We start from the raw sequence: 21753 nt of genomic DNA, 5'->3' as shown, positions 1-21753 counted from the left end.
TAACTTTAACAAACTGGTTACTAAATGTCACATAAAGCAAGACCACCCGAAGGTGGTTTTTAAAACATTGGTATATATCTAATGTGGATACACCTTGTATTCACGATCCAACCATAAAATATGGAAAATATCATTTTCGCGATAACCAACCATTGGAGCTAGTCCGTAAAACCTAAATGAAAGTATTGAGGCATCTTCTGGTACAACATTTGGCACAGCTACATTTAAACTTTTTCTTTCTATTTTCTCATAACCCAAACCATGTCTTGCTTCTTTTGCAATCGTTTTCCATGTCATTTCTCGTCTTTTAAAGATAGCATCAGCTAAAGCCTGCTTTTCTGCAGGCTGACAGTTTGAATAACAGTGGTTTTTCTGAATATACTGCAAAGAGAAAATAATACAGCCCTCTTTTTTTGGAAGGCTGTCAGCAGCTTGTTGGGCAATATTTTTTGTTTTATGTGCAGTAGGCTTCTTTATTTTCATATAAAACCTTAATCTTAAGATTCTAATTGAGTTTCAAAGTAAGCCTTCATATCTTTAATAGAAATTTCATTGTTGCAACCTGGCTCATAGGCATTCTTCCATGGAGCCTCTTCGTGGGTCATATTGCGCAATCTCCATGCAGAGAATTGACCATAAGATTCAATTACCTCATCTAGAAGTTCGCGCTGTGCTTCACTTAGAATTTCTATATTAAAATCTTTTGGCGGAGTAACAATATCATTACCTGCAGCCTTGAAGTGATGATAAACAGATGGAACTACTGGGCCATGCAACCATGCCTCTATGCTCTCTGGGAATAATTCTTCATCAAACATTGCCAAATGAAAGCCCTGACAATAATAAACCAATTTTTGTAGTTTTAATGGAGTGATACCTTCACTGCCTTCAAAGCGATTTTCAAGCCAAAGTATGTAATTAGCCACGTCTAATGCTTTAATTGACATTTAATATCTCCAAAACAAACGGATGAGCAACCAGCCATCCTGAATGTTTTATTCAGATGTGCAAAACCCCTTGGGTTAGGCACAATCTGGATAATAGATGGCGTACAACCAAGGGGACTATGTAAAGTAAAATATTATATATTGACAATCCTGTCAATAAGGAATCTTTACTGGAATGTCAAGGGCATAGGCGTATTATGTAACATCAAGTGCGCTATATCACGTCGCAAAGTCTAAGTTATGTACCGTACGTCAGCATTTAAGTCTTCGTCGCTCGTTGCGTCGCCTTCTTATGCGCCTCATCCAAGAACATATCGTCAAGCGTAAAGATACAGTCATTAAAGATGTAACGCTCAACTGGTAAATCATATTGCTCAACATAAGCATTAATTGCTGAGATATCTAACGCCAGAGGAACACCTTGTTCATAGCGTCTAGATCGTGCAATCGTGTTATATGCAGTCAGAATGGCATTAGCAACATAAGAATAGTCAGGCGCAGCTGGCAACTTTACCCCGAGTGCTTCTCTTTGCTTTTTTTCGTGGTCCGTGAGCCCCGCGTACTTGTTGGCGTAGGTGTAGAGGGTTGTGACTTTCCCACGATGTCCTGAAGCTTCTTAAGGGATTCTGTTTGAATGCGGGTAGCTTCTTTAATCACAAAATCAATTAACTGATTCTTTTGTGCAGATTTACAGAAGATAGTTTCAACATTGGTACGGTTGTATTCAAGTGCCGACCCATCTGTTAATTCAATGCCCTTCCAATCATTCACAAGGAACACACCGACTGCATACGCGAACTTGTCGTTACGCTTTTCAATACGCTCATTTGTAATAAGGTTAATGTCAGCCTTTTCTTCTGCGGTCTCTAGATTAAAGATCTCAAGTGCCCGTTGAAACTCTGGCTGCATAATTCCATTAATCTTAAATTTTCCACCAGTTGGGAAGTCCACCCATTCAAATGGATAAGTAATGTCTTTGTTCTTTTCAACAATATCAAAAGCCACTTTTAATTCCCCTTATTAAGGTGTAACTGGTGCAATCACACGGGTAATAACCGGTGACACGCGAATATGGTTGTAGTTGATGTCGATTGTGATAGTGTCCTCACCACCGCCATCTGGGTGATTAGCTTCCGCTACCTCTAATTGTGGGAACTGGAAGGCATAGCCATTACCTGCATCATCTTCAATAGAGAATTCTAGCGGCATGGTGTCACGGGTTTTAATGAAGTCTATATAAGCTGCTGATTGCGCCGAGAACATGTATTGAGTGTTCACAGTTACATCTACAATCTTTTCGAGATAAGTCGTTGCAGTGAGCTTTTTAGAGCCAATACAACGGATTGCTTCCATATTGTTGTTAATGGTCAATTCAAGAGACTGCATACAAGCAGTGCCGACCACAGTTTCACCATTAACTTTAAGATCACCGACGTTAAGCGCTGAAACAAGGACTAATTCAGGGACTGGTAAAGGCGAAATAACAGGGTTTGTAGTAGTGCGCTCAAACAGAGTGCCCATCAAGCCAAATGTAGCTGTGATTTTGCCAGTAGTAGCAATAGACATCGTAGCTTCATTTATGCGTACACCACGGTAAATAAATACCTGGTTAATATCTTCAAATACTTTGACGAAGGTAAATGTCTTTCGCACATTACCGCCAAAGTTAAGAACATCACTGGCCCAGTTATTCATTGCAACTGCTGACCAGAAGTCATCAAACAAGCCAATAGATAATTCAACTTCTAAAGAACCTGTGATTTCTGCTTCAGTTGCAAAACCACCTTGACGGAAGCGAGTATCTGCAACGCTGCTTGATGCTTCAGTAGTGACGTTTTCAGTTAAGCCATCAGTCACACGACGAACGGTTTTCCATACGGGTGTAGTTGGTAATACTTCGGGGGTTTGCTCTTCAGCATAGTAAAGACGGATCTTTGCACCACTCGACATGGCTTTCTCCTTAATTTTCGGGCATTAAAAAGCCCTCGAATTGAGGGCGTTGGATATTTAAATTTCTCTTTAGCAGTGACCGCGCTGTCTTGCTCCGTCATGCTTTTTATTCCAATCAAATGCATCAACGATTCGACCAGTAGGCTTGTTATCAATCAGATCGCCATCTGCAATCATTGCAGCTTCCAATTGCTCAAGCTGATCCAGTGTTTCAATTAAGTTGAACAATGGTCGCTGTGTCACGATGATTTTATGTTTTGGGAATTTAACCTCTATTTCTTCCTGCTTTTCAGCAAGGTTAAGTATGTTAGCCTTTGATGCTGCCACAACAACATAAACAATGCCGTCAATAATGAAATCCGCCTCTAGGTCGCCATCGCTCACCCGCTTGCACGCAAAAATAAGGTATGCATTATCTGTAATTGGATTCATGCTAGACCCTCCTCACCAAAATTAAGCAATAGGGTATTCTTATTAATCCAGTCTTGACGCTTCTGCTTATTGGTTTTCTTTTCGGCTTTGCGTAGATGTAATCCATGGCTGTGTAGCGTGGCTTTTGCCTTTGAGATTTTTTCATCCATATCAATTGCATTTAGCTCATCAAAAGCTTTGTGTCTAGCATTCAATTTACCCGTCCAGTGGTTCCAGAGCACATCATCACATTCTTCTTGGTATTTGATGACGGTATCTCGAAGTTCTGGTTTTACTTTGTTGGGCTCTACTGAATAAAGCCAAGCTGGTAGCTTTCTGAGTGGCAACATAACCACTTCGCGGCTTTGACTATCACCAAATAGCTGAATGGTCATTTTGACCATGCAGGTTTTAAACTTCTTAGCAATCTTTCGGTATTGGCTTTTCCAATCCAAACCCATACCTTCGACAACCAATTTCATTGGCACATAAGGCTGGTTGTTGTATTCGACAATTGATAATTGAGTATTGTGAAAAAATACAGTCTGCGGTTGCGCTACCATATTCATAGCATTCTCCTGATCATGCTCAAAAAAAGAAACTGGCAGGCACGTTGAACATGGAAACGTGCTTTTCGGGGATCAGCCTAGCCAGTGGTTGCCTGAGAGCAGGCATAAAAAAACCTGCCGCTAAGGACAGGTTCGTTTAAAAGTTAAATTCGTTAATTGACGCGATAATTTATTGAAATGTTGTACTGAATGAAGTCCCCGTTATTGCCGAGGTTTTGTACTTGACCTTGGAGTATCTCTAGTTGGCCAGTTGTGTAATATTCGAAATGAGCTAACCAAGCATCTGCAAGTTTTGTTATTGCGACTTCATGTGTGTTCAGACGGGCCATGCAGTTGATTGAGATAATCCCTGTTCTTCTTGTGCATGGGGTATCACCAATTGCAGCAATGATCGAACCACCCCATAACACATTAATGTCACACCATAGTCCATCAACCGGCACAGTAAAGTCTTTATTAGGATATTTAATCCGGCTTTGCTCAATTCCAGTAAATGCCATTGCTCTAGTGATAATGGCTTGTCTTGCTTGATCTAAAGTCATTGCCATTTTAACCACCGTATTTCTGAGCAATATAGTTAAAGGTTGTGGAATAAACACCTTGAGGGGCTTGCTGCGAAAAACCTCCCACGCTTTTAATCACGTATTTTTTGGCCTTTTTGTCGTAGGAACCCTTTTTGACTGGATTTGGATATTGACCAAACTCAATAGCAGTTGCATAAGGCGCATTCGTTTGGATGTATACAGTAGAGTAAGGAACTAGACGGGATAAAGCGCTTGTTCCTTTGCTAATGGTTGAGCCACCACCTTTATCTTTCTCTGCTTCATTAAATGATTGGTCAGTCTGGTTTATGCTGACTCTGTGTGACGCCCTAAATGCCCCTGTATCAACTGGACTTTGGAGAACAACACCTTGTAATGCATCAATCACAATATCTTTTTGCTTTTTGGTTAGATCGGCTTCAATAATTTTAGTGAAGGCACTCGGTTTGCTTGTCCAGCCCATGGTGTTATACCTTTCTTAACTGACAGATCCACACACTTGATGAGGGGTCCTGACCATAACTCACTACCCGATAATTACCACCTTCGATCACCCAAATGTCATTAACATCTGGTTCAACTAAAGTTCCTGCTGCATCTTTCACTTCATTTTGCAGGAGCACGCCTTTGGAGTCTGTGGCGCGGTAATCTATAGGCTTCACCAAATCTTTTAAATAAGAGCCAAATAGGACGCCTCTGCCGCCATATACATATTCAGTGTAAGTATCTTCACCAGCGGCGGGATTAGAACCAGTTAGCTTCTTTCGAGTACAAGTGAAGGAATCTACAGCGTCTGCCAGTTCATCTTCAGCATCAAAGGCGGCTGCCAGTTCTTTTTGAATCTCATCACGCATTCCCATGGCCTACTCCGTAATGACATATGTGTTGATGTGATACTTCTCACTAAAGAATGGCTCAAGCAGATCAAGGATGAATTGCATATCACCACTGACTGTTTCTTCTTTTCCAGCAACATAGGTCTTGCTTACAGACGTGCCAGACTGTGCAGAGACTGTTTTGGATGCTACTACACCTTCTTTAGTTGTGTAGAGTTGCCCTGCTGCTGCCAGTTTTGCTAAGTAAGCGCCAGCCGTAAGAATCGCATCTGGCACTTCACCTTCTGGATAGTCTGGTAAATTTCTAGCATTAAGCCACGCATTAGCCTGCATTACAGCAATAACCGGATCACCAGTTCCCCACCAGTTAGGCCCTAGCTTTTGAGTCACACTTTCGACTGTTACATAATTCATAGCTTAATCCTAAAAATCTAATTAAGAAGGACGGCCCGAAAGCCGCCCTGCTTTAGTTATGCACCACCATTCAGCGGTGCTTCTGGCACAGGAACTGCTACTTCTGGGTCCTTAATGCCATAGTCACCCGCTGTTTTGGCAGGGTCAAACATAGTGCCTGCTGCTAATGTGTCAGTCGCATCATCAGCATATCGGCGGTCAGTTGGGTATTGGTATTTGTAGTCTGGTTGCTTCTCAGCCATGACTGCTCTCCTTAAAGGTTAGTAATTAGGAAGCGGATTGAGGTGTCTTCTGGTTTGGTTACAAGTTCCCAGTTAGCTGCCTTCTGCAAATCAGCCCAAGAAGCGCTTAAAGACTCACGCTCTGTACCACCAGTTAAAGTGTCTTTAGGTGCAATGAAGCTAAAACCTTGCGGATGGATCAACATGTTGCGACGCGTCCAAAGGATTTCATGACCAGCACCATTACCAGTTGATTGTGTTTCTTCAACCTTCAAATCTTTTGGACCGGGAACAGAGTCATATGCAAATGCGCGTGGACCTGCAAGAATCGTGATGAACTTAGCGTTTGCGCCTGTGCCAATTTGCGTATTGGTATCTGTTTCAATGACTGCGCGCCCGTTGTAAACGGTGATTGGTGGCAAGTTATCACTTGTGGTCACTTGTTCAAGTAATTGCTGTTTACGCATCTTCGCAGCAATACGTGAATGCACGAACATCACACCACGTCCACGTAATGAAGCATTCATTGTGCTTTCCGCATCAATGTAGGCATCTACTGACCAACGTGAAGCATCTGTTGCTGTTGAAGCAGAGATGTCAGTAGTGAATCGCTTGCCGTTCGCCTGGTCATAATTACGCAAGCCAATTACTGTTGCTAGAGCACGGTTTTCGGCAGCTTGTTGCCAATACTTATTCAGCATTCCACCAATAAGCTCAAGTGAATTGACCTTCGATAAATACTGCCCAAGAACAGACTCAAGAAAGCCTTCGTTCATATAAGCAACGCGGCCTTGCATTTCACCTGCATCAATCGTGCGAGGCATTGCGATATCAGTCAAAATGGTGTTGCCATAGTTCTGTTCAACATTACCATCCACACCGTTAATGTATGGAACGACGAATGTTGATGAACCACTTGTAAGCAAAGGACGTAAAGATTCATCAGATACGAATGCACCTGACTGCACGAGTGGCGAAACTGCCACAGGATTTGGACGTAGATAAGATAAAACTACTTCACGGTTAAATACTTCTACTAAAGAAGGCATGGAGTTACTCCCAATAATTAATTATTAAAGTCACCATTCGCTACTGCTGCTTGGAACCCTTGAGGATCATTCTTTTGGAATTCCAAGCGCTCTTGCGTGGTCATTTCACTTGGTTTCTTGGCAGCTCCACCACCTGAACCACCGCCAGAAGCCCCACTTCCTGACGCATTTGAAGCAACAATTAATGGCTTAAACGCCACATTGCTACGAAACTCTTTTTTGAGGTCATCAATACTTAAAGCACTAGGTTTGCCCTGCGAATCTAGTACACGTACTTTGACCTCACCGTTTTCATCAGTTTCAACCTGAAGACGGTTAGTAATATGTGGAAGCAAAACTGCCTCCGAGCCTTTGATTGAAAGCTCACTTGCTAATGCTTGTGCTGTTTGCCCGACAGTTAATTTGTAGACTTGGTCTTGCAATGCTTTGGTAGCTTCTGCATGTTTTGCTTCTGCTTGTTCAAGTTTGGCTTGCCAAGATGCCTCTAATGCAGCTACATCGCCTTTTTTACGCGCTGCTTCTTCAGCCTCTTTTCGAGCTGCTTCTTCAGCTTCACGTTGTTTTTGCTGCGCAGTTTTCTTTTCACCAAGAAGCTCTTCAACTTTCTTTTTTAAGCCATCAAGTTCTGAACTGTCTTGCTGCGGCAGACCTTCAACTTTTAAATAGAATGCACCGTCTTTTTCTTCGTAAAGTGCCTTCATTTCATCTGATAAGCCCTCTAGGCTATCGAGTTTGTATTTCATGTTTTGCTCCCTGAGCGGTTTTGCAGTCACAAACTGCGGGCAATAAAAAAGCACCCGAAGGTGCTAAGGTTTGAATCATTTACTTTCTTGGAATGGTCCAAGACCAGAGGATTAGGTCATTAATGATTTGCTGTTCAGATGTGATCATAGGAAAACCTTTTTATCTGCACACCATAAAAATAAGATGGCTGCAATTAATGCCAAGTCAACAATTGCTAAGGCAAAAGCTCCTATGCCGTCAGCCTTTCCATAAACAAGTGCAACAAAGAGGAGAACACAAAAGAAATAAATCATAATCCCAACCTCTTAAACATTTCTTCATCTAGCTTTTTTAGTTCAGCAAGTGTGAATGGCTGACCTGTTAAAGGATCTACAAACTTATCCAATGAGTATTTCCCCTCTTTGAATAGCTTGTATCTAGCAGGCCCAAGCCAAGACTTTTGAAAAGCTGCATCTTGTTTATCAAACCAACCTTTGAAAGTTGTATTTGAATCAACCACGCCTATCTCACCTTCACCATTCACTTTATTGTTAAATGGACGCATCCCAATTGTTTTTCCTGAATCATCAGAAACAGGAATCAGGATCGATCTACAGTTTGGGTGAAGTGGTGGCACTGGATGAGGCTCATCTTTCTTGTAAACCTTGTCCGAGTAACCCATGCAGATTTTAGAAGTGCGGCTATCTAGTGTTGCGATGAACTTTACATACTCAACACCAATGGTCTGATACGTTTCATTCAAGGCCACATTTGACACATGACTCCGAGCTGTACGAACCATGGTAGAAATCTGGTTTCTACTCTGATCAAGCAAACCGTCTTGATAGTTAAGTGCTTTCTTGCCTTTAATTCGCTGAACAATCTGCTGGTTTGTCTGACCCCGAGATAGACCATCTCGAATTGTTTGCTCTACTCGTACTTTTGTATCGTCTGCAATCTTCTCGAATAGGTAATCAAGTAGCACACCACCGCTTAAAGGCGTTTTCTTTGCCTTGTTGAATAGTGTCTTTCCATTTGGTTCTATTTTTCGATTAGCGAGAGTTTTAGCCTGATATGTAGCTTCGTATACTGCCAACGCTGTTGCGCTTACTGTGAAGCTCTCAAGCAATCCTGACGCTACACTTGCCTGCCAAGTCTGAACCAATGTTCTAACTTCTTTCAAAGCAGGTGTTGTGTATTGCGCTGCCATCAATGCAGTCTTTTCAGCGTCACTCAAATCATCTAATAAATCTCTTAACTTCGAAAGCATTTCACTAGAGAGCGAATCGAACTGAGTTAAGAGATTGTTAATTTCAGTTGAAGACAGCCGATAAAGATAAGCCTGATGTGATACCAGAGCATCAAGTAGAGCTTGTTGTGACAACTGGACGTTCATTTGTCACTCCTGCGATTTAAACCACCATAGGTCTATTAACTGACTCGCTTTCGATACGTGTTTGCTCATCTTCATAGCTAATTTCTGGAACTTTCCCAGTAGTTAGCAACTCATGGAAAGTTTCCATACTCATGCGATTAGCAAGCACCATTTCCCAATAGAACTTAAGCGTATCAAGGTCAATCTTGCCTTTAGCGAAATCTTGTTTAATTGTGAGTTTCGCTTTAGATCCACTTCCGTAGTATGCAGCACACCATTTAAGCGCATATTCCATCGCCTCATTGGTATTCGCCACACACAAAGAAAGGACACTATACTGAGCCAGCTTTTCATTATTTGACTGGGTAGCTGTCTTATTGACTTGTTCAGTCTCAAGAATCTTTGCTCCCATCGCCTGCATGTACTTTTCTTTAGCATCCATAGCTTGCTTGGCTAAGGTACTTTCAGTTACTTGCTTGTAATCAAATGATGAACCTTTCGGAAGCATTAAAGGATTCTTAGAACCTAACCGCACTCCATTTTTCTGCAACCAATCTCGCCACCCTTCATCAAGTTCATTAATAACTGGCTGAGCTTGTCCACAAATGAAAACCATCTCTTCATAGCTTGCACTATTCTGATAATGGGCTAAGTTCATTGTTACAATTGGTTCTAATGGAATTGGATCTATATTCCAATCATTAGCCAAAGCCCCCAAAGGAATAAAAGGAATTTCATTCCATCTTTGGCCTAATGAATTCGTTGGATAGAAGATATTCCCACCCTGTAGTTCTCCTGACTTATCTGTATAAACTTGAACGTTATATTCATTGTTTTCATCAAGTCGAAGTACGCGGTAAATATTGATTTCTTTCTTAGAGAATTCGTCTTCTGGATCTTTTTCTGTGGACTTCTCATGCAAGACAATAAGTTCAGGCTTATAGACTGATCCGACTCGCTTTAGACTCCAATTGATAATGCTCAACGACTCATAAAATACGATTGTTGGTCGAATACCTAAGCTCTCTGCCTGCTGTACAGACACATTTCCATTAGTAGTTGGATAATCAACAAATAAACCACCACGTGCATGTTTAAGCTGACCTTGCAAGGCAGATTGTGCAACTTGGTAAATTGACTTACCTGTACCATCTGCATCGTATTTAAGAAAATCCATTCCATCCGGTTCGAACGTTGGGTCCTCAGCAAATACCACGCCCACCATCTTGTTTAATGTGTCTTTAGAAATCTCATAAAACACAGCACGGGTTAAGTAAGCCAAATAATATTGATCATTCTGCGTTAAATCAGACGATACATTGGGTTTTGGTAAATAAAGTTCGCCACGCTTCTTAACCGTGGCAGAACCATCACAGACATCGTCGATAGTTTCCCAACGCTTTTTCATGTCTGCATAAGCTTGATGTTCAGTATTAACTGGCATTAGTAAACCATTCCTATATCTAGTGTTTTTGCAACAACCTTTTTACCCATAGCCACAGCAAACATACGGAAGCCATCAGCACCGTGTGAGTGAATGTCATGAAGTGGGTTGTCTTTCCAACATCCAAGCTTGTCATTCCACTCTTTTCGGTAGTTCTCAAGATGAGTGATGCCTTCTGCACATTTGTACTCATCAAATTCACATAGAGGCAAAATCTCACGAACCTGCTCAATACCATCCATCACTGTTATATTTGGCACCACCTCGAAATTGACTGAGTACTTCTCCCCGTCATCAAGCACATAGCCCTCTTTGGCAATGTCTAAACGAGACTTCCCATCATTCATAAGAGAGCGGTTTTTAATGTCGTGCGGAGCATAATGCTTGCTGTACTTGTAGCCTTTTTCTTTAAGCACTTTGAAATAGTGCCGCATACCTTCGCCTGAGTTTTCGTAGTAATCGATAACTTGGTAGCAAGTATCTGATAACTTCCGGATAAACCAGATCACCATTGAGTCTGAGACACCTAAGTCCCAGAAGGTCATAACAGGTAAATGATCATTAGAAGGCAATACACCAATGCGTTTATTGGCATACAAGAATTTAAATTGGTTCTTGTAGTAAGCACCTTCAACAGACTGAGCAAAAGCTTCACTAGGAATACTTGGATATTCCCGCTTCATATCCTCGCCAAGAGTTTTCTCTTTTGAGTGATACCAAGCCCTTTGCTTTGGCGTTGTTTTGATGTTGTGCTTTGCTTCCAGTTCTTCAAAATACTGAACTAGTCGCTGAGGTAGTTCTTCAGTTGGTTCAATTTCATAATCAGCATTCTTCCACCAGGAGAAGAAAAAGAATTTCCAATCAAGAGGACTTAGTTTTTTGCTGAGTAATAATAACTTTTCAGCTAATTGGCAAAATTCGTAGAAGTAACCACTTTTACCTTCAGCAGTACTCTCAAGTGTGATTCGTCCTTTAAGACTGACCGCTTCAAATGCACCAGTAACAATCTCACGGGCTTTATCTGGGAACTTCGCACAAATCTTACCGAACTCAGACACATGTAATCGGTCTAAAGTTCCACCACGAAATGAAGTTGAAACGGTAATTGAGCCACCTTTAACAAATACAAGCTCATCCTTAGTTTGAATCTCTAAAGGATTGGCTGCTTTGATAAGGTGTGGCAAGCGATCGTAAGCGTACTTAACCTTTTCACGGAACAGACGCTTAGCATCATGTAATGTATGGGCAATCAAAGCACACTTATCAGACATGAACAATGCAGCATCTAACTGAATCATGCACATCTCAGTGGTAAAACCTAACTGACGTGCCTTTAAGATGATGTTACGTGTCCATTCGTTTTCGAAGTATTCAAGCTGTTCAAGTGTCATCTTGAACTTAACTTGCTTACCCTCTTTATTCGTAATGTAGTAAAGATTATTTAAGCGCCATAACTGGTCTTTAAGTTTCGCTTTATGCTCAGGATTCAGCATGGCTACTCCTTATAATTAATCATCCTTCCCTATTTCATCCATCAATTCTGATAATGACTGAACTTCAAGTGTCAGCTTATTCTCTTGTTTGTCAGCTAAGCCAAGCTCACGGGCAACAATAGAAGCATTAAGCAATCCAGCACTTGCACCTTCAAACTTTTGAGTGAAGATAACCCTTTTGATATCGCTACAGATTCCAATAAAACCTTCTTTAGAGCAGTAAGTTGCCCAAGTTTCGTCAGAGATATCAAGAAAGAAACATAGACCTTGAATGGTCATTGCGCGCATCTTCGGCAAATCTTCAACAGTTACAACGCCCTCATATGCAAATGCCTTCGCCTCTTCTAGTGGGTTATCTGCAACCCATTCAAAGTATTCACAGGCAGCTTCCCATAGTTGTTCTGGATCTTCAAAGATCGGTTTACGACCGTGAGAGCTGCGCTGCTCCCAGAATCTATTACCGATTGGAGCTGCCATATATTTACCTCATTAAAAAACCGCCACTTGGGCGGTCATTCTTACTTAGTTAACTTAGCAATCAATTCTTCATATTCTGCTTCATCTTCGCAGCTTAAAGGAATCATTCCAGCTCCAGTGCCTTCACCAGTAGGACCAACGTATACATAAACCTTCAGAGCATTTTCATTTAATTTAATGTAGTTAATATTTGAGGTGTTGATTAGATACTCATCATGTTGAACAAACATTGTTTTTCCTTCTTGTAATGATTAAAGAAATAACAATATATCTTAGCTGCTTAACTATTCCAACACATACTTAAGATCATCAGGCGTTTCCAAATAACACCCGTTTTTATTGCAGAAGGCATGAATGTCGTTTAGGTATTCAGTGAACTGTGCTGTACTTGCATCTGTAGTGCTCATTAGCTCACATAGGCCGTTTGCCACATCTTGATACAGCGGATGCTTAGAATCCTTCAATTCTCTAACAGCCTTGAATGTTTTCTTGTATTGACCAACGTCATCACGATCATAGATTTTTGATAGGAAGTTCTTCTTAAAGAACAGATGCTCGTAGTCTTTGTCTGTTCCCTGCTTCTTGGCCCATTGATTAAGCCACATCCAGTACAACCGGTTTTGAGCTTTTGAACGATCTTTCTCTTGTGGTGCAATCAATACGACTAAAGGCTTCCCTTCGTTAGCTGCCTTTGCATGATTAGAATTGAGATAGCCAATTACATAGTTGATGTCAGAATGGTTCTTAACAACTTGTCGGAATTCCATTTTGACCTCGCAATAAAAAACCACCCGAGGGTGGCTTAAACTTTCTCAAACTTAAAATCACTTCTTGATGTATAGACCTGTGCTATATGACGCAAAGCAGCTTCTTCAGTATCAAACATCATTGAGAATGTTTTAAATTGAATCTTTTTGCCATTTGAAAGAACTTGATATGTGTATTCATATTCTTCGAACTTGCGACCTGTTCTCTTTTCAAAATCCTGAAGGAAATAACTTAATTTTTCACCAAACCGGTAAATTTGATTCTCTGGAATGAAGCGCAGTCGATCCCGTATTAACTCACGACAAAACGGATGTCGAACATGCTGATGGTTAGAGTTAATAATCCATTCAATCTCATCAAGGCGTTGCAGATATTCAATTAAACGACCAATTTCTTTAACTTCTTGTATGTCACTAAACTCACCAATTGGCGTTCTATATAGTGTTGGAGTATCAATCCAATCAAACTCTGGCACATCAATTTCTAGGCTAATTTTCATTAGAATTTACCATTGATTTATAGAGTTAAATTATACCATAACCACATGATTTAATTAGAAAACATCTGAATTTGTATCTATTTTTAACATTAATTCGGTCTTTTCTAACCACTGATCAAACAATGCTTCCGATTCTTGTCTTGTGCCTAATTGGTATGTGTCAAATAGGAAATGACACTTGTAGCATAACGGAACTGTAAACTCATCACTGGCTTTGATTCCTCTACCCTTACCATGCTTCGAGCTATTTGAATGAGCGGCTTGACTAGGACTCTGACCACATCTAACGCAGGGTAGCGCTCTTATTTCGCTTAGCCTCTTTTTCGAACGCATTTTCTAGATTCTCTATTCTGGTTCTGAGAGTATTTACTTCACGCTGACATTCAGTCTTAAACGTATGGCTGCTGAATAAATGGTTATAGTTTTCTAACCGGCTAAGATTACGTTTATAGATTTCTAAATTCTTCTTCGCTTCGATTGTGTCCATGTTCACCCCAAGAAATGCCAGAATATCCAAATTATTGCAGCACAGAATGCAAGCCAAATGCCGACCTTAAAGCCCTTAATGAACTGAGGCTCTTCAAAACCTTCCATGAATTCTTCATGCAGTTCATTGTGAGCAGTGTTCCACTCATAAATGTCTTGCTTCTCTTTTGGAGTCATATAGATCTGAGCTTGCTTTTTTGTATGTGCCTTGGCAACCAATCGTTTTGCTTTCTTTTGTTTTCGATTCATAAATACCCCAAAAAAGAAAACCCCATCAAACGACAGGGCTGTAAATAAATTCAGTTTAATTTTTAACTTTGCAGATGAGCATCTAATGCTTTTTCAAGACTTGGGATTTCTGTGCCATCTACTCTGCCATGGTAGCCTTTTAAATAAATTAAATATCTCGTGTCATCTCTATCTAAATGATGATAGTAAATAGAATCTACATTAACCTTACCTGATGCAACATCAACACCATCGTCATTGATAGTATTTGGATAAGATGGCGTAAATCCATCCTCATTAAATTGCAATTCAAATGAACCATCATTAAGTCTAATTGTTTCTAAACGAACTAGTTTCATACCACACCATTAATAAAGTAATTTGATTAATAATGCGGCATGTTAATTGGAAATACAACGACTTGATTTAATATAAGTCATTGTATTCTCAATAGTTAATTATATTTAATCTTTCCACACTTTCTGCATTCTTTCTGATTGAACATGTCGGGTTCATATTCCCAAACATGTATGCAAAAGACCTGCTTAATTATTCGGAGCATGTGAACCTCCTACAATCTGGTATTCCAGATCTTAACTGCAAGATTTACAACTTCCCTTTCATTTTCCCAGTCCACATAAATGCTTTCTTCACTTAAAGGATGATTGGGCCAGTTTGTAATATGCGTGCTAGGGCTTTGCGAACCGCACTCATGACAAAATGCACGAGCAGACCAAATCACACCATGTTCTTTCAAGTCGTGAGAATCTGAATCTACAGCTAAGCCATGTGCGTATCCACAAAATGGACATGGTAAGCCTTCAATGTCAGGGCGCATATTATTGTCTTGATCAGCATGCCAAGTATTGCCCATTTCAAATGCTCCAAAAAGCAAAAAGCCCTACGTTTAAGCATCGACTAGAAATCCAGTCCAGCACATCGGAATCCGATGTTCTAAGCTTGTAGGGCATAAAAGCAAAAAGCCCACGATTAAGTGAGCTTTTTAAATAAGGCAGTGAACCACATACACTACGGTCACTATAACATGAATATATCAAAGTACACCCTGACTTTCAAGCTCCTATTATGCGACTTTTGAATTGATATTTAGTAGCCAAGCGAACCATGCCTAACATTTTGTCGCGAGCTACTGAGAATTCAGACACTCCAAGCTTCTTAGCAATTGTCTCCTCTGACTTGAATTCAACATAAAACATTATGACAATTCTCATCCATTGCTTTGTTTTAGTTGTTTCATTCTGCATTAAGTGAGTAAGCATATCTGCCACTGCATCGGCATGCTCATCATTGATTTTACATAGTGGGGCAACACGTTGACGACGATCAACTACAACACCATTAGCAGTATCAATCAAATGACCTAGTACACTTGATTCACCAAGACTAAAATAATGATCATCCAACAATAACCATGACCCATATTGCTCTAGATGCCATTCAATTGGCTTCTCATGCCAGTTGATTGCCACTGAGAAATGTTTTCTTTTCAATTGTGTATTCACTGCCGCATTCATGCCGTCACCCTCAAATAGTTTCTAAATCTAAGATTGTTATAGTTCCCCAATGAACTGCACCGGTATCAATCCAATAGCAGTTGTCACGCTTACATGGTTTTTGAGTTACTGTATGCCCCATAATCACTGCATCTACACCATTTACATGCGTGTATTGCTGATTGTCAGTATCAAGACGCTCACGACCCCACATAGCTAAATCTGATGGAGCACGGTTTTTAGATGGCTGACTAAACGAGTCCTTAAACTCATTCCAATCATTCTGTTCGATATGCCCATGCACAATTCCAAACTTCTTGCCTTTGTGGTTTATCTCTAAAACAATTGGTAATTCAGAGAATACTTTTGCAATGTTGTACATAGCTTGCCCATCAAGCATGTAGAACCACTCACCTCCATTGTCTATGTGGCAACGCTTGTATGATTGATCATGCAGACCACCAATGCATAGATCCTCATGATTGCCACGAACTGATGTGAACCACGGCTTAGAAAGCAACTCGATACATTCAAGATTCTGAGCACCACGATCAACTAGATCACCAACAGCAACAAGAAGATCATTCTCAAAGTCAAAGCCAATTTCTTTGAGGCGATTCATCAACAAGTTGTAGCAGCCGTGAATATCTCCAACTGCATATAACTTGCCTTTAATGTCCTTTTCCCAAACCTTCACCAATCCCATCACGTCACCTTCTTTCCGTTCATTCCCCAAATCAACATGCCTGCATCACGCTGCTCTTGATTTGTACGACCTTGCCAACCTGTAATCTTGTTAAACTGCTCTGCATTGAGCTTTGATTTAGTAGGCTTCACCAGTAAAACTGCTAAGCCCAATGCCTGTGCTATCTCAGCCAATAAGATGCCAGTCGCGTGATTCATCCCAACGCGTCTAGCAATCTGCTCATTCACTTGTCTTGAGTGACCACCACCTACTCTGAAGTTAGCCTTCTTATTTTCCCAACCTGCTTCGATCACAACCTTTTTGATGCTGTCTTGTTCATTTCTGAATAGCTCAACAGTTTCAGGAAACGTCATATTTTTTAGTTGAAGATCATTCCCAAGAATGGCAACTCCCGACTTTTCCAAGTCAGGATCAATGCCAATGATGATTTGAGCCTCTTTGAATGTTGTCATAGCTCAATCCTATGGTTGGTTAGGCTTGCACCTTTTGAGATGGCCTCTTCTGCTTTCTTGCGATGTTCATCGTATTGATCCCCCTTGAGCGCTTGCTCTATCTCTGCTGCAATATTAAGCCCCGCGTTTCTTCCTGATTCTGTATAGTATTCGCCATGTCTTGCTCTTCTAGCGATACCAGCAATCTCTCTAAGCTTTAGTTCTAAAGCATCCACCCGCTTTTGCAGCTCTCCATTTTTCTTACTCTCAAGATCAATTACGTTATGCAAAATTCGACTATCTTCACTGATCTTTAATTGCAGCTCCTCCACTTTCGCTTGCTGGTGCTGCCATGAACCAAAAGCAATTTTCAAAACCTTTGCAGCATTTCCAGAATCAGGGTTATATGAACACTTCGATAAGAAAGTGTTTTTCTCTACATCAAAGTAAGTTAGATCTAGATAGTCCTTACATTCTGGATAGCTATCTATGAACCACCCTTTAAACATTAGTAGTTGTTGATTATCCATCTCAAACATCCTTTGATTTACACAGCGGGCTGATGTGGTTTTCTATGGGGTGGTCGTCGCCTAGGTCGTGTGTAATATCTCTGCCCGGGTCAAAACCCATAGTCACAACACCTAGATCATTTAGTTGGATGCCGTAGGTCACTTGGATCTTTATATCGTCAAGTCGCTTTCCTGCTTCGATTTCTTCCTTAGTTGCTAAGCGAATTTCGCGTTTATGAACTGGACCACAAAGCTTGGTAGTTATGATCTTCACCCGATAGACGTCATCGGAGTATTTGTGGTCAATAACTTGAAGCAAGTCATCTGACGTGCCAGCCTCCACAAGAACAACGTAATCGCCTGTTTGAAACTCTTTAAACTCACTCATGGCTGGCTCCTTAAAGATCGACATATTTAAAGAAGAAGGTTGTTCCATCTTCTTGCTTAATTAAGATGTTTTCGCCACTCTCTAAATCACTGATTTGCTTATCAGTTAAAATCTTCCCAGCTCCTTTCATGAACTCAATCTTGTCGTTATATTTCGATTTGCTATAAATGTTCTTTCCATCTTCCTGCCAGTGTTCAAACAGCCAGTACTTGCCTCTTGAATAAAAAAACTGATCAATATCTTGAGCAAAGTTTTCTAGTTTCATTGTGCACCCCACTGAACATCTTTAAGGCTTGGACGGAATACGACAACACAACAACCGAATGGCGCATTAGATGACGAACCACCAAACTTTAAGCGTCCACGAATAAAGTGAATTTCCCTGCCTAAACAGTAATCTTGAAACCAGCGCGCATCAGTTCTAACCGGAACCAATGCAACAACTGTATGACCCTGATTTGCTGTTTGAACTGCCTTGTCAATCCATAAGGTAATCTCGCGCCCATATGGAGGATTCATCCAACAAGTGCCAGCCCATTCTTGCTTTAAACCATCAATTTCAGGTGTGAAAAAGCGTTCGCATTTGGCGTTTTCTGGTAGAGCACAAACATCTAAATCAAAGTTAAAAACTCGATCTAATTTTTCGAAAAAGTCTTGAGGCGTAGCCCATACATCTGTTCTATTTTCTGCAAGACCAAACAGCTTGCTTTGTGCCATTGTGTTCACTCACCGCCTCCTCGTAACGTCTAGTCATGGTTTTAGCTACGTTTCCTTTGTGCAAACAATTAGCCACTGCCCAAGCATCAAGACATGTATCGCCCTTGAACTCTTCATCCATCATTGATAACCATTCTTCCTTAGCGCCTTTCCATCCTTTGGTTTTAAGGCCATGCCCTTTGTTCACATAGCAATCTGAATAACCATTGATGAACTCTGATAGCTTCATTGGTGTATCGATACGGAAGCCACGCTCTACAATTCCTTCCTCTCCTGAATCCTTCTTGATCTTTGCGTAGAAAGTCACACCGTAAGTCTGATGATTCGGAATAGTTCCAAACTGCAAAGCTGTGAGTAACGAACCTTGATAGATCTTCATAAGCACTGGTAAAGGCAACTGACCGCTTGTATCACCTGTTTGCTTCTCGTATTGCTCTACGATGTCAACTGCATTGAATACATTCCAAGTGAGCTGATAGTGTTGAGCTTTGTTTGGTTTACGCTTGCGCATGCATACGCTCCTTGTATCGACGGTTGCACTCATTCACGCAGTGCAGACATTTGTTAGATGAGACATAGCGCTTAGTAGACTTACATCTGTTACAAACCATTCCGTCATAGTGCAGTAGACCAGCCTGCTTAGCCTCAAAACGGGCTTTAAGGTACGGGTTTTCTTTCTGAGCCTTAGCCTGTGCAACTGAGTTAGACATCATGCGTCTCATGACATCCTGTGCAGTCTTTTTAGTCGCATTGTTGAATGCTTTGTTATGCGTGCTCTCACCATGACCTAGGACAGTAATTTGATTACCTTGAGCAACCCATGCAGCAATCTCTGCGCTAAAGTCTTGCTTGATGTACATACTTGGAGTCATTGATTCGATCATGCTGCACCACCCAATAATTCATTAACTTTTTCTGTTGGATACAAACGGGTTCCCATTGGATCTTTCTTCTCGTGACGTTTGAGATAACCCGCGTCAATTAGTTCTTTGATGTATCGCTGCACTGATCTACGGCTTAGATCAGGCAATGCTTTTTTTTGAACTTCTCTGGTTGTCGCTACTGGAGTAGTTCTTACAACTTGAATCACCTTTGCAAAGCGTTCGAAGATAGCGATATGGCTTTTAAACTCTTCATCACACCAATCGACTGTTTGATTATCTAGAGGATGTTTCACGCTGCACCTCTCTCTTCTTCCCAGACAAGAGAATTAAGCTTCTGAGATATCAACTCGTACAAAGCTTTGTCATATGCAAAAATATTGTTTCTATCCTGATGCTCTTTGACTTCTGCTCTAGTAATCGAGAAGAATTGTTCTTTAGCGATTCCTGCTGCACTTGCAGAATATGCATGCACTCCATCTGTGCTGTTTAAGTAATCTTGGGCATAACTAACCATTCGTTTAACTTTGGAGCTAATTGCTTTTGGTGCTGTCCAGATGCCTTGCTGTTCTCCTTTTGCGACTAGTTCTTTAACCACTTCCACATAATTTTCTTTAAATGCGTCATATGCTAAATATGCAGCTTTATCAGAGTTGTAAGCCCACTCAATTGCATTGAACATCTCATAACAACGGTCATATGCTTCTTTTTCAGCGTTTGTGATTGGTGCTGATTGATCTGCACGCCATCTAAGAATGTTTGCTAGTGCTGCGTTCTTACCCTTGTATGAGTCAATCGCTCTTTGTTGCTCAGATCCAAAGCCCTCAATCCCTAAGCACCATTTGCGAAACATTGCAGGATCTGGACAGTAGCCGTTATCACGGACCATTGATAAGCCTTTGTTCACTTGCTCATGAGTAAGGCCATCAAGACAGATCTTCATTGCATGATTGATTTGCTCTGTTGCAATTCCTTCAAAAGTTTTCTCAAATGAGCGAGGTGCAATCGCTTTGAAGATTCCAACAACTTTTGCTGAATTGATATGTGCTACTGCATTTTGATTGTTAGAAACCATACTGTTCATTGCCTGCCTCCTCTTTTGCGATTAACTCTTGAATTTCAGACATGCGAGTTGCAGCTTGGCTGTGATTAGCGAACCCATGCGTTTGTTGTTTTGGGGCGAATAGACCTTGATAATTGCCAGTGATTGAGGTTTTCAAAGACTGGTTAGAGCCTTCATAACCCCATTCAATGAAATCTTTGTAGATTGCGTTGAGAGCATTCTTAGTTAATTTGGTTTTAGCTTGTTGAGAACGGTTAGCTACGTACTGTTCCCAAAGTTCAAGATCACAAAGGTTTGCAAAAGTGTTTTTAGTAAGTTTGATAACTTCATCAAAACTTAACTTGCGTACTTTGTCTTTGCGTTCTTTTTCAGCTTTTGCTTTCTCTTCAGCTTCTAGTTTTTGTTGTTCAAGAATGATCTGTTTTTGAGTTTCTTGATAAACATAAAAATGAGCTTCAAGTGGTTTGTTTGAGCGAAGCGAGTTAATAAATATATTTCTAAAAGAATCTATAAAAAGAAACTCTATTGATGCACCACTAGTCGAAGCACCTTCCGCACCACTAACTGAAGCGGACTGCACCACTAACTGAAGCGCTTCACTAATCGAAGCGCATCGGTTATTGATGCGGAGTGCTTTAATTTCTGAAGCACTAAATTTCTCAAAAGCCTCTACTAAAGACACTTCATTAATCTGGTATTTGTTGCCTAATTTGTTATTACGCTCAACAACTGTAATAACCTCAAACCAAGTTAATTCTTTTAGACCATTGGTTACTGTGCCAGAGCTAAGCTTGTTAGATCCTTTAAGCTTTCCACCCTGTAATTGACGATGTGAGATATGGTCAGAAGGTTTATTAAATCCGTTAGTAAACCCCATAATCGCTGAATATACGTTCTTAGCTGCATCAGAAATGAACGGCTCTACCTCATAATGGTAAAGACGGCTTTTCATGATGAAGCCTTTTGAAAGTTGATCCGACATAGCATTACGCTCTTTCTTCGGAAAGTGAACCAACTCACCTTGTGGAATTGGTGGCTCTTGTGCTAAATTTGTTTTCATTCATTGCTCCTGTAATGAATAACTGACCGCTAACCTGTTCGCGCAGGAAGCG

At 40.8% G+C, this 21753-nt stretch carries 39 protein-coding genes; all 39 read right to left on the bottom strand.

What is annotated here, in order from left to right; translation table 11 throughout:
• Positions 1 to 78: 78 nt before the first annotated feature.
• The gene (locus tag RFX69_RS17935) at positions 79 to 483 is read right to left on the bottom strand and encodes a hypothetical protein (protein WP_031978347.1); all 405 of its coding nucleotides are present in this window, start codon (positions 481 to 483) and stop codon (positions 79 to 81) included.
• Positions 484 to 497: 14 nt separating this feature from the next.
• Positions 498 to 947 (bottom strand): Panacea domain-containing protein, encoded by a 450-nt coding sequence (locus tag RFX69_RS17930; protein ID WP_020753259.1) that lies wholly within the window; start codon positions 945 to 947, stop codon positions 498 to 500.
• Positions 948 to 1206: 259 nt separating this feature from the next.
• Positions 1207 to 1455 (bottom strand): hypothetical protein, encoded by a 249-nt coding sequence (locus RFX69_RS17925; RefSeq protein ID WP_025466848.1) that lies wholly within the window; start codon positions 1453 to 1455, stop codon positions 1207 to 1209.
• A gap of 2 nt (positions 1456 to 1457) precedes the next feature.
• Positions 1458 to 1952 carry a hypothetical protein gene (locus RFX69_RS17920; RefSeq protein ID WP_309169549.1) on the bottom strand — a complete coding sequence of 165 codons (495 nt, stop codon included), beginning with the start codon at positions 1950 to 1952 and terminating at the stop codon, positions 1458 to 1460.
• Positions 1953 to 1967: 15 nt separating this feature from the next.
• Positions 1968 to 2897 carry a phage tail tube protein gene (locus RFX69_RS17915; RefSeq protein ID WP_246984940.1) on the bottom strand — a complete coding sequence of 310 codons (930 nt, stop codon included), beginning with the start codon at positions 2895 to 2897 and terminating at the stop codon, positions 1968 to 1970.
• Positions 2898 to 2966: 69 nt separating this feature from the next.
• Complete coding sequence (locus tag RFX69_RS17910) at positions 2967 to 3329, bottom strand: hypothetical protein (protein ID WP_032051276.1); 363 nt, start codon at positions 3327 to 3329, stop codon at positions 2967 to 2969.
• Complete coding sequence (locus RFX69_RS17905) at positions 3326 to 3877, bottom strand: phage antirepressor N-terminal domain-containing protein (protein ID WP_032051275.1); 552 nt, start codon at positions 3875 to 3877, stop codon at positions 3326 to 3328. Before RFX69_RS17905 ends, RFX69_RS17910 begins: the two co-directional genes overlap by 4 nt.
• A gap of 152 nt (positions 3878 to 4029) precedes the next feature.
• Complete coding sequence (locus tag RFX69_RS17900; protein ID WP_001251829.1) at positions 4030 to 4425, bottom strand: phage tail terminator-like protein; 396 nt, start codon at positions 4423 to 4425, stop codon at positions 4030 to 4032.
• A gap of 1 nt (position 4426) precedes the next feature.
• Positions 4427 to 4882: a hypothetical protein gene (locus tag RFX69_RS17895; RefSeq protein WP_272384290.1), complete on the bottom strand. Its 456-nt coding sequence runs from the start codon at positions 4880 to 4882 to the stop codon at positions 4427 to 4429.
• A gap of 4 nt (positions 4883 to 4886) precedes the next feature.
• Positions 4887 to 5279, bottom strand: a complete 393-nt coding sequence (locus RFX69_RS17890; RefSeq protein ID WP_272384289.1) for a glutamate 5-kinase — start codon at positions 5277 to 5279, stop codon at positions 4887 to 4889.
• 3 nt (positions 5280 to 5282) lie between these two features.
• Positions 5283 to 5669, bottom strand: a complete 387-nt coding sequence (locus tag RFX69_RS17885) for a hypothetical protein (RefSeq protein ID WP_289332348.1) — start codon at positions 5667 to 5669, stop codon at positions 5283 to 5285.
• Positions 5670 to 5725: 56 nt separating this feature from the next.
• A complete protein-coding gene (locus RFX69_RS17880; RefSeq protein ID WP_000818586.1) occupies positions 5726 to 5911 on the bottom strand; it encodes a hypothetical protein in 186 nt (61 codons plus the stop codon).
• An 11-nt stretch (positions 5912 to 5922) separates the two neighbouring features.
• Positions 5923 to 6939, bottom strand: coding sequence for a hypothetical protein (locus tag RFX69_RS17875; RefSeq protein ID WP_309169546.1), 1017 nt, complete (start codon positions 6937 to 6939; stop codon positions 5923 to 5925).
• 17 nt (positions 6940 to 6956) lie between these two features.
• Positions 6957 to 7682: a hypothetical protein gene (locus RFX69_RS17870; protein WP_194302141.1), complete on the bottom strand. Its 726-nt coding sequence runs from the start codon at positions 7680 to 7682 to the stop codon at positions 6957 to 6959.
• 144 nt (positions 7683 to 7826) lie between these two features.
• Positions 7827 to 7976 (bottom strand): hypothetical protein, encoded by a 150-nt coding sequence (locus RFX69_RS17865; RefSeq protein WP_153560487.1) that lies wholly within the window; start codon positions 7974 to 7976, stop codon positions 7827 to 7829.
• Positions 7973 to 9058, bottom strand: coding sequence for a minor capsid protein (locus RFX69_RS17860; protein ID WP_289332347.1), 1086 nt, complete (start codon positions 9056 to 9058; stop codon positions 7973 to 7975). Before RFX69_RS17860 ends, RFX69_RS17865 begins: the two co-directional genes overlap by 4 nt.
• 16 nt (positions 9059 to 9074) lie before the next feature.
• Positions 9075 to 10481, bottom strand: coding sequence for a DUF4055 domain-containing protein (locus tag RFX69_RS17855; RefSeq protein ID WP_289332346.1), 1407 nt, complete (start codon positions 10479 to 10481; stop codon positions 9075 to 9077).
• Positions 10481 to 11974: a terminase gene (locus RFX69_RS17850; RefSeq protein WP_289332345.1), complete on the bottom strand. Its 1494-nt coding sequence runs from the start codon at positions 11972 to 11974 to the stop codon at positions 10481 to 10483. The genes RFX69_RS17855 and RFX69_RS17850 overlap by 1 nt, the downstream gene beginning before the upstream one ends.
• A gap of 15 nt (positions 11975 to 11989) precedes the next feature.
• The gene (locus tag RFX69_RS17845; RefSeq protein WP_309169543.1) at positions 11990 to 12451 is read right to left on the bottom strand and encodes a terminase small subunit; all 462 of its coding nucleotides are present in this window, start codon (positions 12449 to 12451) and stop codon (positions 11990 to 11992) included.
• Between the two features lie 41 nt (positions 12452 to 12492).
• The gene (locus RFX69_RS17840) at positions 12493 to 12681 is read right to left on the bottom strand and encodes a hypothetical protein (RefSeq protein ID WP_032050950.1); all 189 of its coding nucleotides are present in this window, start codon (positions 12679 to 12681) and stop codon (positions 12493 to 12495) included.
• A 54-nt stretch (positions 12682 to 12735) separates the two neighbouring features.
• The gene (locus RFX69_RS17835; RefSeq protein ID WP_289332344.1) at positions 12736 to 13218 is read right to left on the bottom strand and encodes a hypothetical protein; all 483 of its coding nucleotides are present in this window, start codon (positions 13216 to 13218) and stop codon (positions 12736 to 12738) included.
• A 35-nt stretch (positions 13219 to 13253) separates the two neighbouring features.
• Entirely contained in the window at positions 13254 to 13718 is a 465-nt protein-coding gene (locus RFX69_RS17830) for a hypothetical protein (RefSeq protein WP_289332343.1), read from the bottom strand.
• A 54-nt stretch (positions 13719 to 13772) separates the two neighbouring features.
• Entirely contained in the window at positions 13773 to 14051 is a 279-nt protein-coding gene (locus tag RFX69_RS17825) for a hypothetical protein (RefSeq protein WP_309169540.1), read from the bottom strand.
• Entirely contained in the window at positions 14002 to 14205 is a 204-nt protein-coding gene (locus RFX69_RS19440) for a hypothetical protein (RefSeq protein WP_130631291.1), read from the bottom strand. The genes RFX69_RS17825 and RFX69_RS19440 overlap by 50 nt, the downstream gene beginning before the upstream one ends.
• A gap of 2 nt (positions 14206 to 14207) precedes the next feature.
• Positions 14208 to 14453, bottom strand: a complete 246-nt coding sequence (locus RFX69_RS17820; protein ID WP_001080486.1) for a hypothetical protein — start codon at positions 14451 to 14453, stop codon at positions 14208 to 14210.
• Between the two features lie 62 nt (positions 14454 to 14515).
• A complete protein-coding gene (locus tag RFX69_RS17815; protein ID WP_000780218.1) occupies positions 14516 to 14791 on the bottom strand; it encodes a hypothetical protein in 276 nt (91 codons plus the stop codon).
• Positions 14792 to 15003: 212 nt separating this feature from the next.
• Positions 15004 to 15306 carry a hypothetical protein gene (locus tag RFX69_RS17810; RefSeq protein WP_309169539.1) on the bottom strand — a complete coding sequence of 101 codons (303 nt, stop codon included), beginning with the start codon at positions 15304 to 15306 and terminating at the stop codon, positions 15004 to 15006.
• Positions 15307 to 15505: 199 nt separating this feature from the next.
• Entirely contained in the window at positions 15506 to 15967 is a 462-nt protein-coding gene (locus RFX69_RS17805) for a hypothetical protein (RefSeq protein WP_000990565.1), read from the bottom strand.
• A gap of 10 nt (positions 15968 to 15977) precedes the next feature.
• Entirely contained in the window at positions 15978 to 16652 is a 675-nt protein-coding gene (locus tag RFX69_RS17800) for a metallophosphoesterase (RefSeq protein ID WP_272384303.1), read from the bottom strand.
• Positions 16652 to 17104 (bottom strand): hypothetical protein, encoded by a 453-nt coding sequence (locus RFX69_RS17795; RefSeq protein ID WP_309169538.1) that lies wholly within the window; start codon positions 17102 to 17104, stop codon positions 16652 to 16654. The genes RFX69_RS17800 and RFX69_RS17795 overlap by 1 nt, the downstream gene beginning before the upstream one ends.
• Positions 17101 to 17613, bottom strand: coding sequence for a hypothetical protein (locus RFX69_RS17790; RefSeq protein WP_309169537.1), 513 nt, complete (start codon positions 17611 to 17613; stop codon positions 17101 to 17103). The genes RFX69_RS17795 and RFX69_RS17790 overlap by 4 nt, the downstream gene beginning before the upstream one ends.
• A 1-nt stretch (position 17614) precedes the next feature.
• Positions 17615 to 17980 (bottom strand): hypothetical protein, encoded by a 366-nt coding sequence (locus tag RFX69_RS17785; RefSeq protein ID WP_309169536.1) that lies wholly within the window; start codon positions 17978 to 17980, stop codon positions 17615 to 17617.
• Positions 17981 to 17990: 10 nt separating this feature from the next.
• A complete protein-coding gene (locus RFX69_RS17780; protein WP_309169534.1) occupies positions 17991 to 18245 on the bottom strand; it encodes a hypothetical protein in 255 nt (84 codons plus the stop codon).
• Positions 18242 to 18697 (bottom strand): DNA N-6-adenine-methyltransferase, encoded by a 456-nt coding sequence (locus RFX69_RS17775; protein WP_375143712.1) that lies wholly within the window; start codon positions 18695 to 18697, stop codon positions 18242 to 18244. The genes RFX69_RS17780 and RFX69_RS17775 overlap by 4 nt, the downstream gene beginning before the upstream one ends.
• A complete protein-coding gene (locus tag RFX69_RS17770) occupies positions 18660 to 19208 on the bottom strand; it encodes a hypothetical protein (RefSeq protein WP_309169530.1) in 549 nt (182 codons plus the stop codon). Before RFX69_RS17770 ends, RFX69_RS17775 begins: the two co-directional genes overlap by 38 nt.
• Complete coding sequence (locus RFX69_RS17765) at positions 19195 to 19581, bottom strand: hypothetical protein (protein ID WP_309169527.1); 387 nt, start codon at positions 19579 to 19581, stop codon at positions 19195 to 19197. The genes RFX69_RS17770 and RFX69_RS17765 overlap by 14 nt, the downstream gene beginning before the upstream one ends.
• On the bottom strand, positions 19578 to 19874 hold the full coding sequence (locus RFX69_RS17760) for a winged helix-turn-helix domain-containing protein (RefSeq protein ID WP_106465402.1): 297 nt from the start codon (positions 19872 to 19874) through the stop codon (positions 19578 to 19580). The genes RFX69_RS17765 and RFX69_RS17760 overlap by 4 nt, the downstream gene beginning before the upstream one ends.
• Positions 19871 to 20662: a hypothetical protein gene (locus tag RFX69_RS17755; RefSeq protein ID WP_228202684.1), complete on the bottom strand. Its 792-nt coding sequence runs from the start codon at positions 20660 to 20662 to the stop codon at positions 19871 to 19873. The genes RFX69_RS17760 and RFX69_RS17755 overlap by 4 nt, the downstream gene beginning before the upstream one ends.
• Positions 20643 to 21701, bottom strand: a complete 1059-nt coding sequence (locus tag RFX69_RS17750; protein ID WP_120754950.1) for a hypothetical protein — start codon at positions 21699 to 21701, stop codon at positions 20643 to 20645. The genes RFX69_RS17755 and RFX69_RS17750 overlap by 20 nt, the downstream gene beginning before the upstream one ends.
• Positions 21702 to 21753: the final 52 nt, after the last annotated feature.

It is taken from the genome of Acinetobacter sp. 148 (assembly GCF_031196675.1).
Taxonomy (GTDB): Bacteria; Pseudomonadota; Gammaproteobacteria; order Pseudomonadales; family Moraxellaceae; genus Acinetobacter; species Acinetobacter baumannii.
The sequence above is the reverse complement of the archived record's forward strand: the minus strand, read 5'-3'. Positions and strand labels throughout refer to the sequence as shown.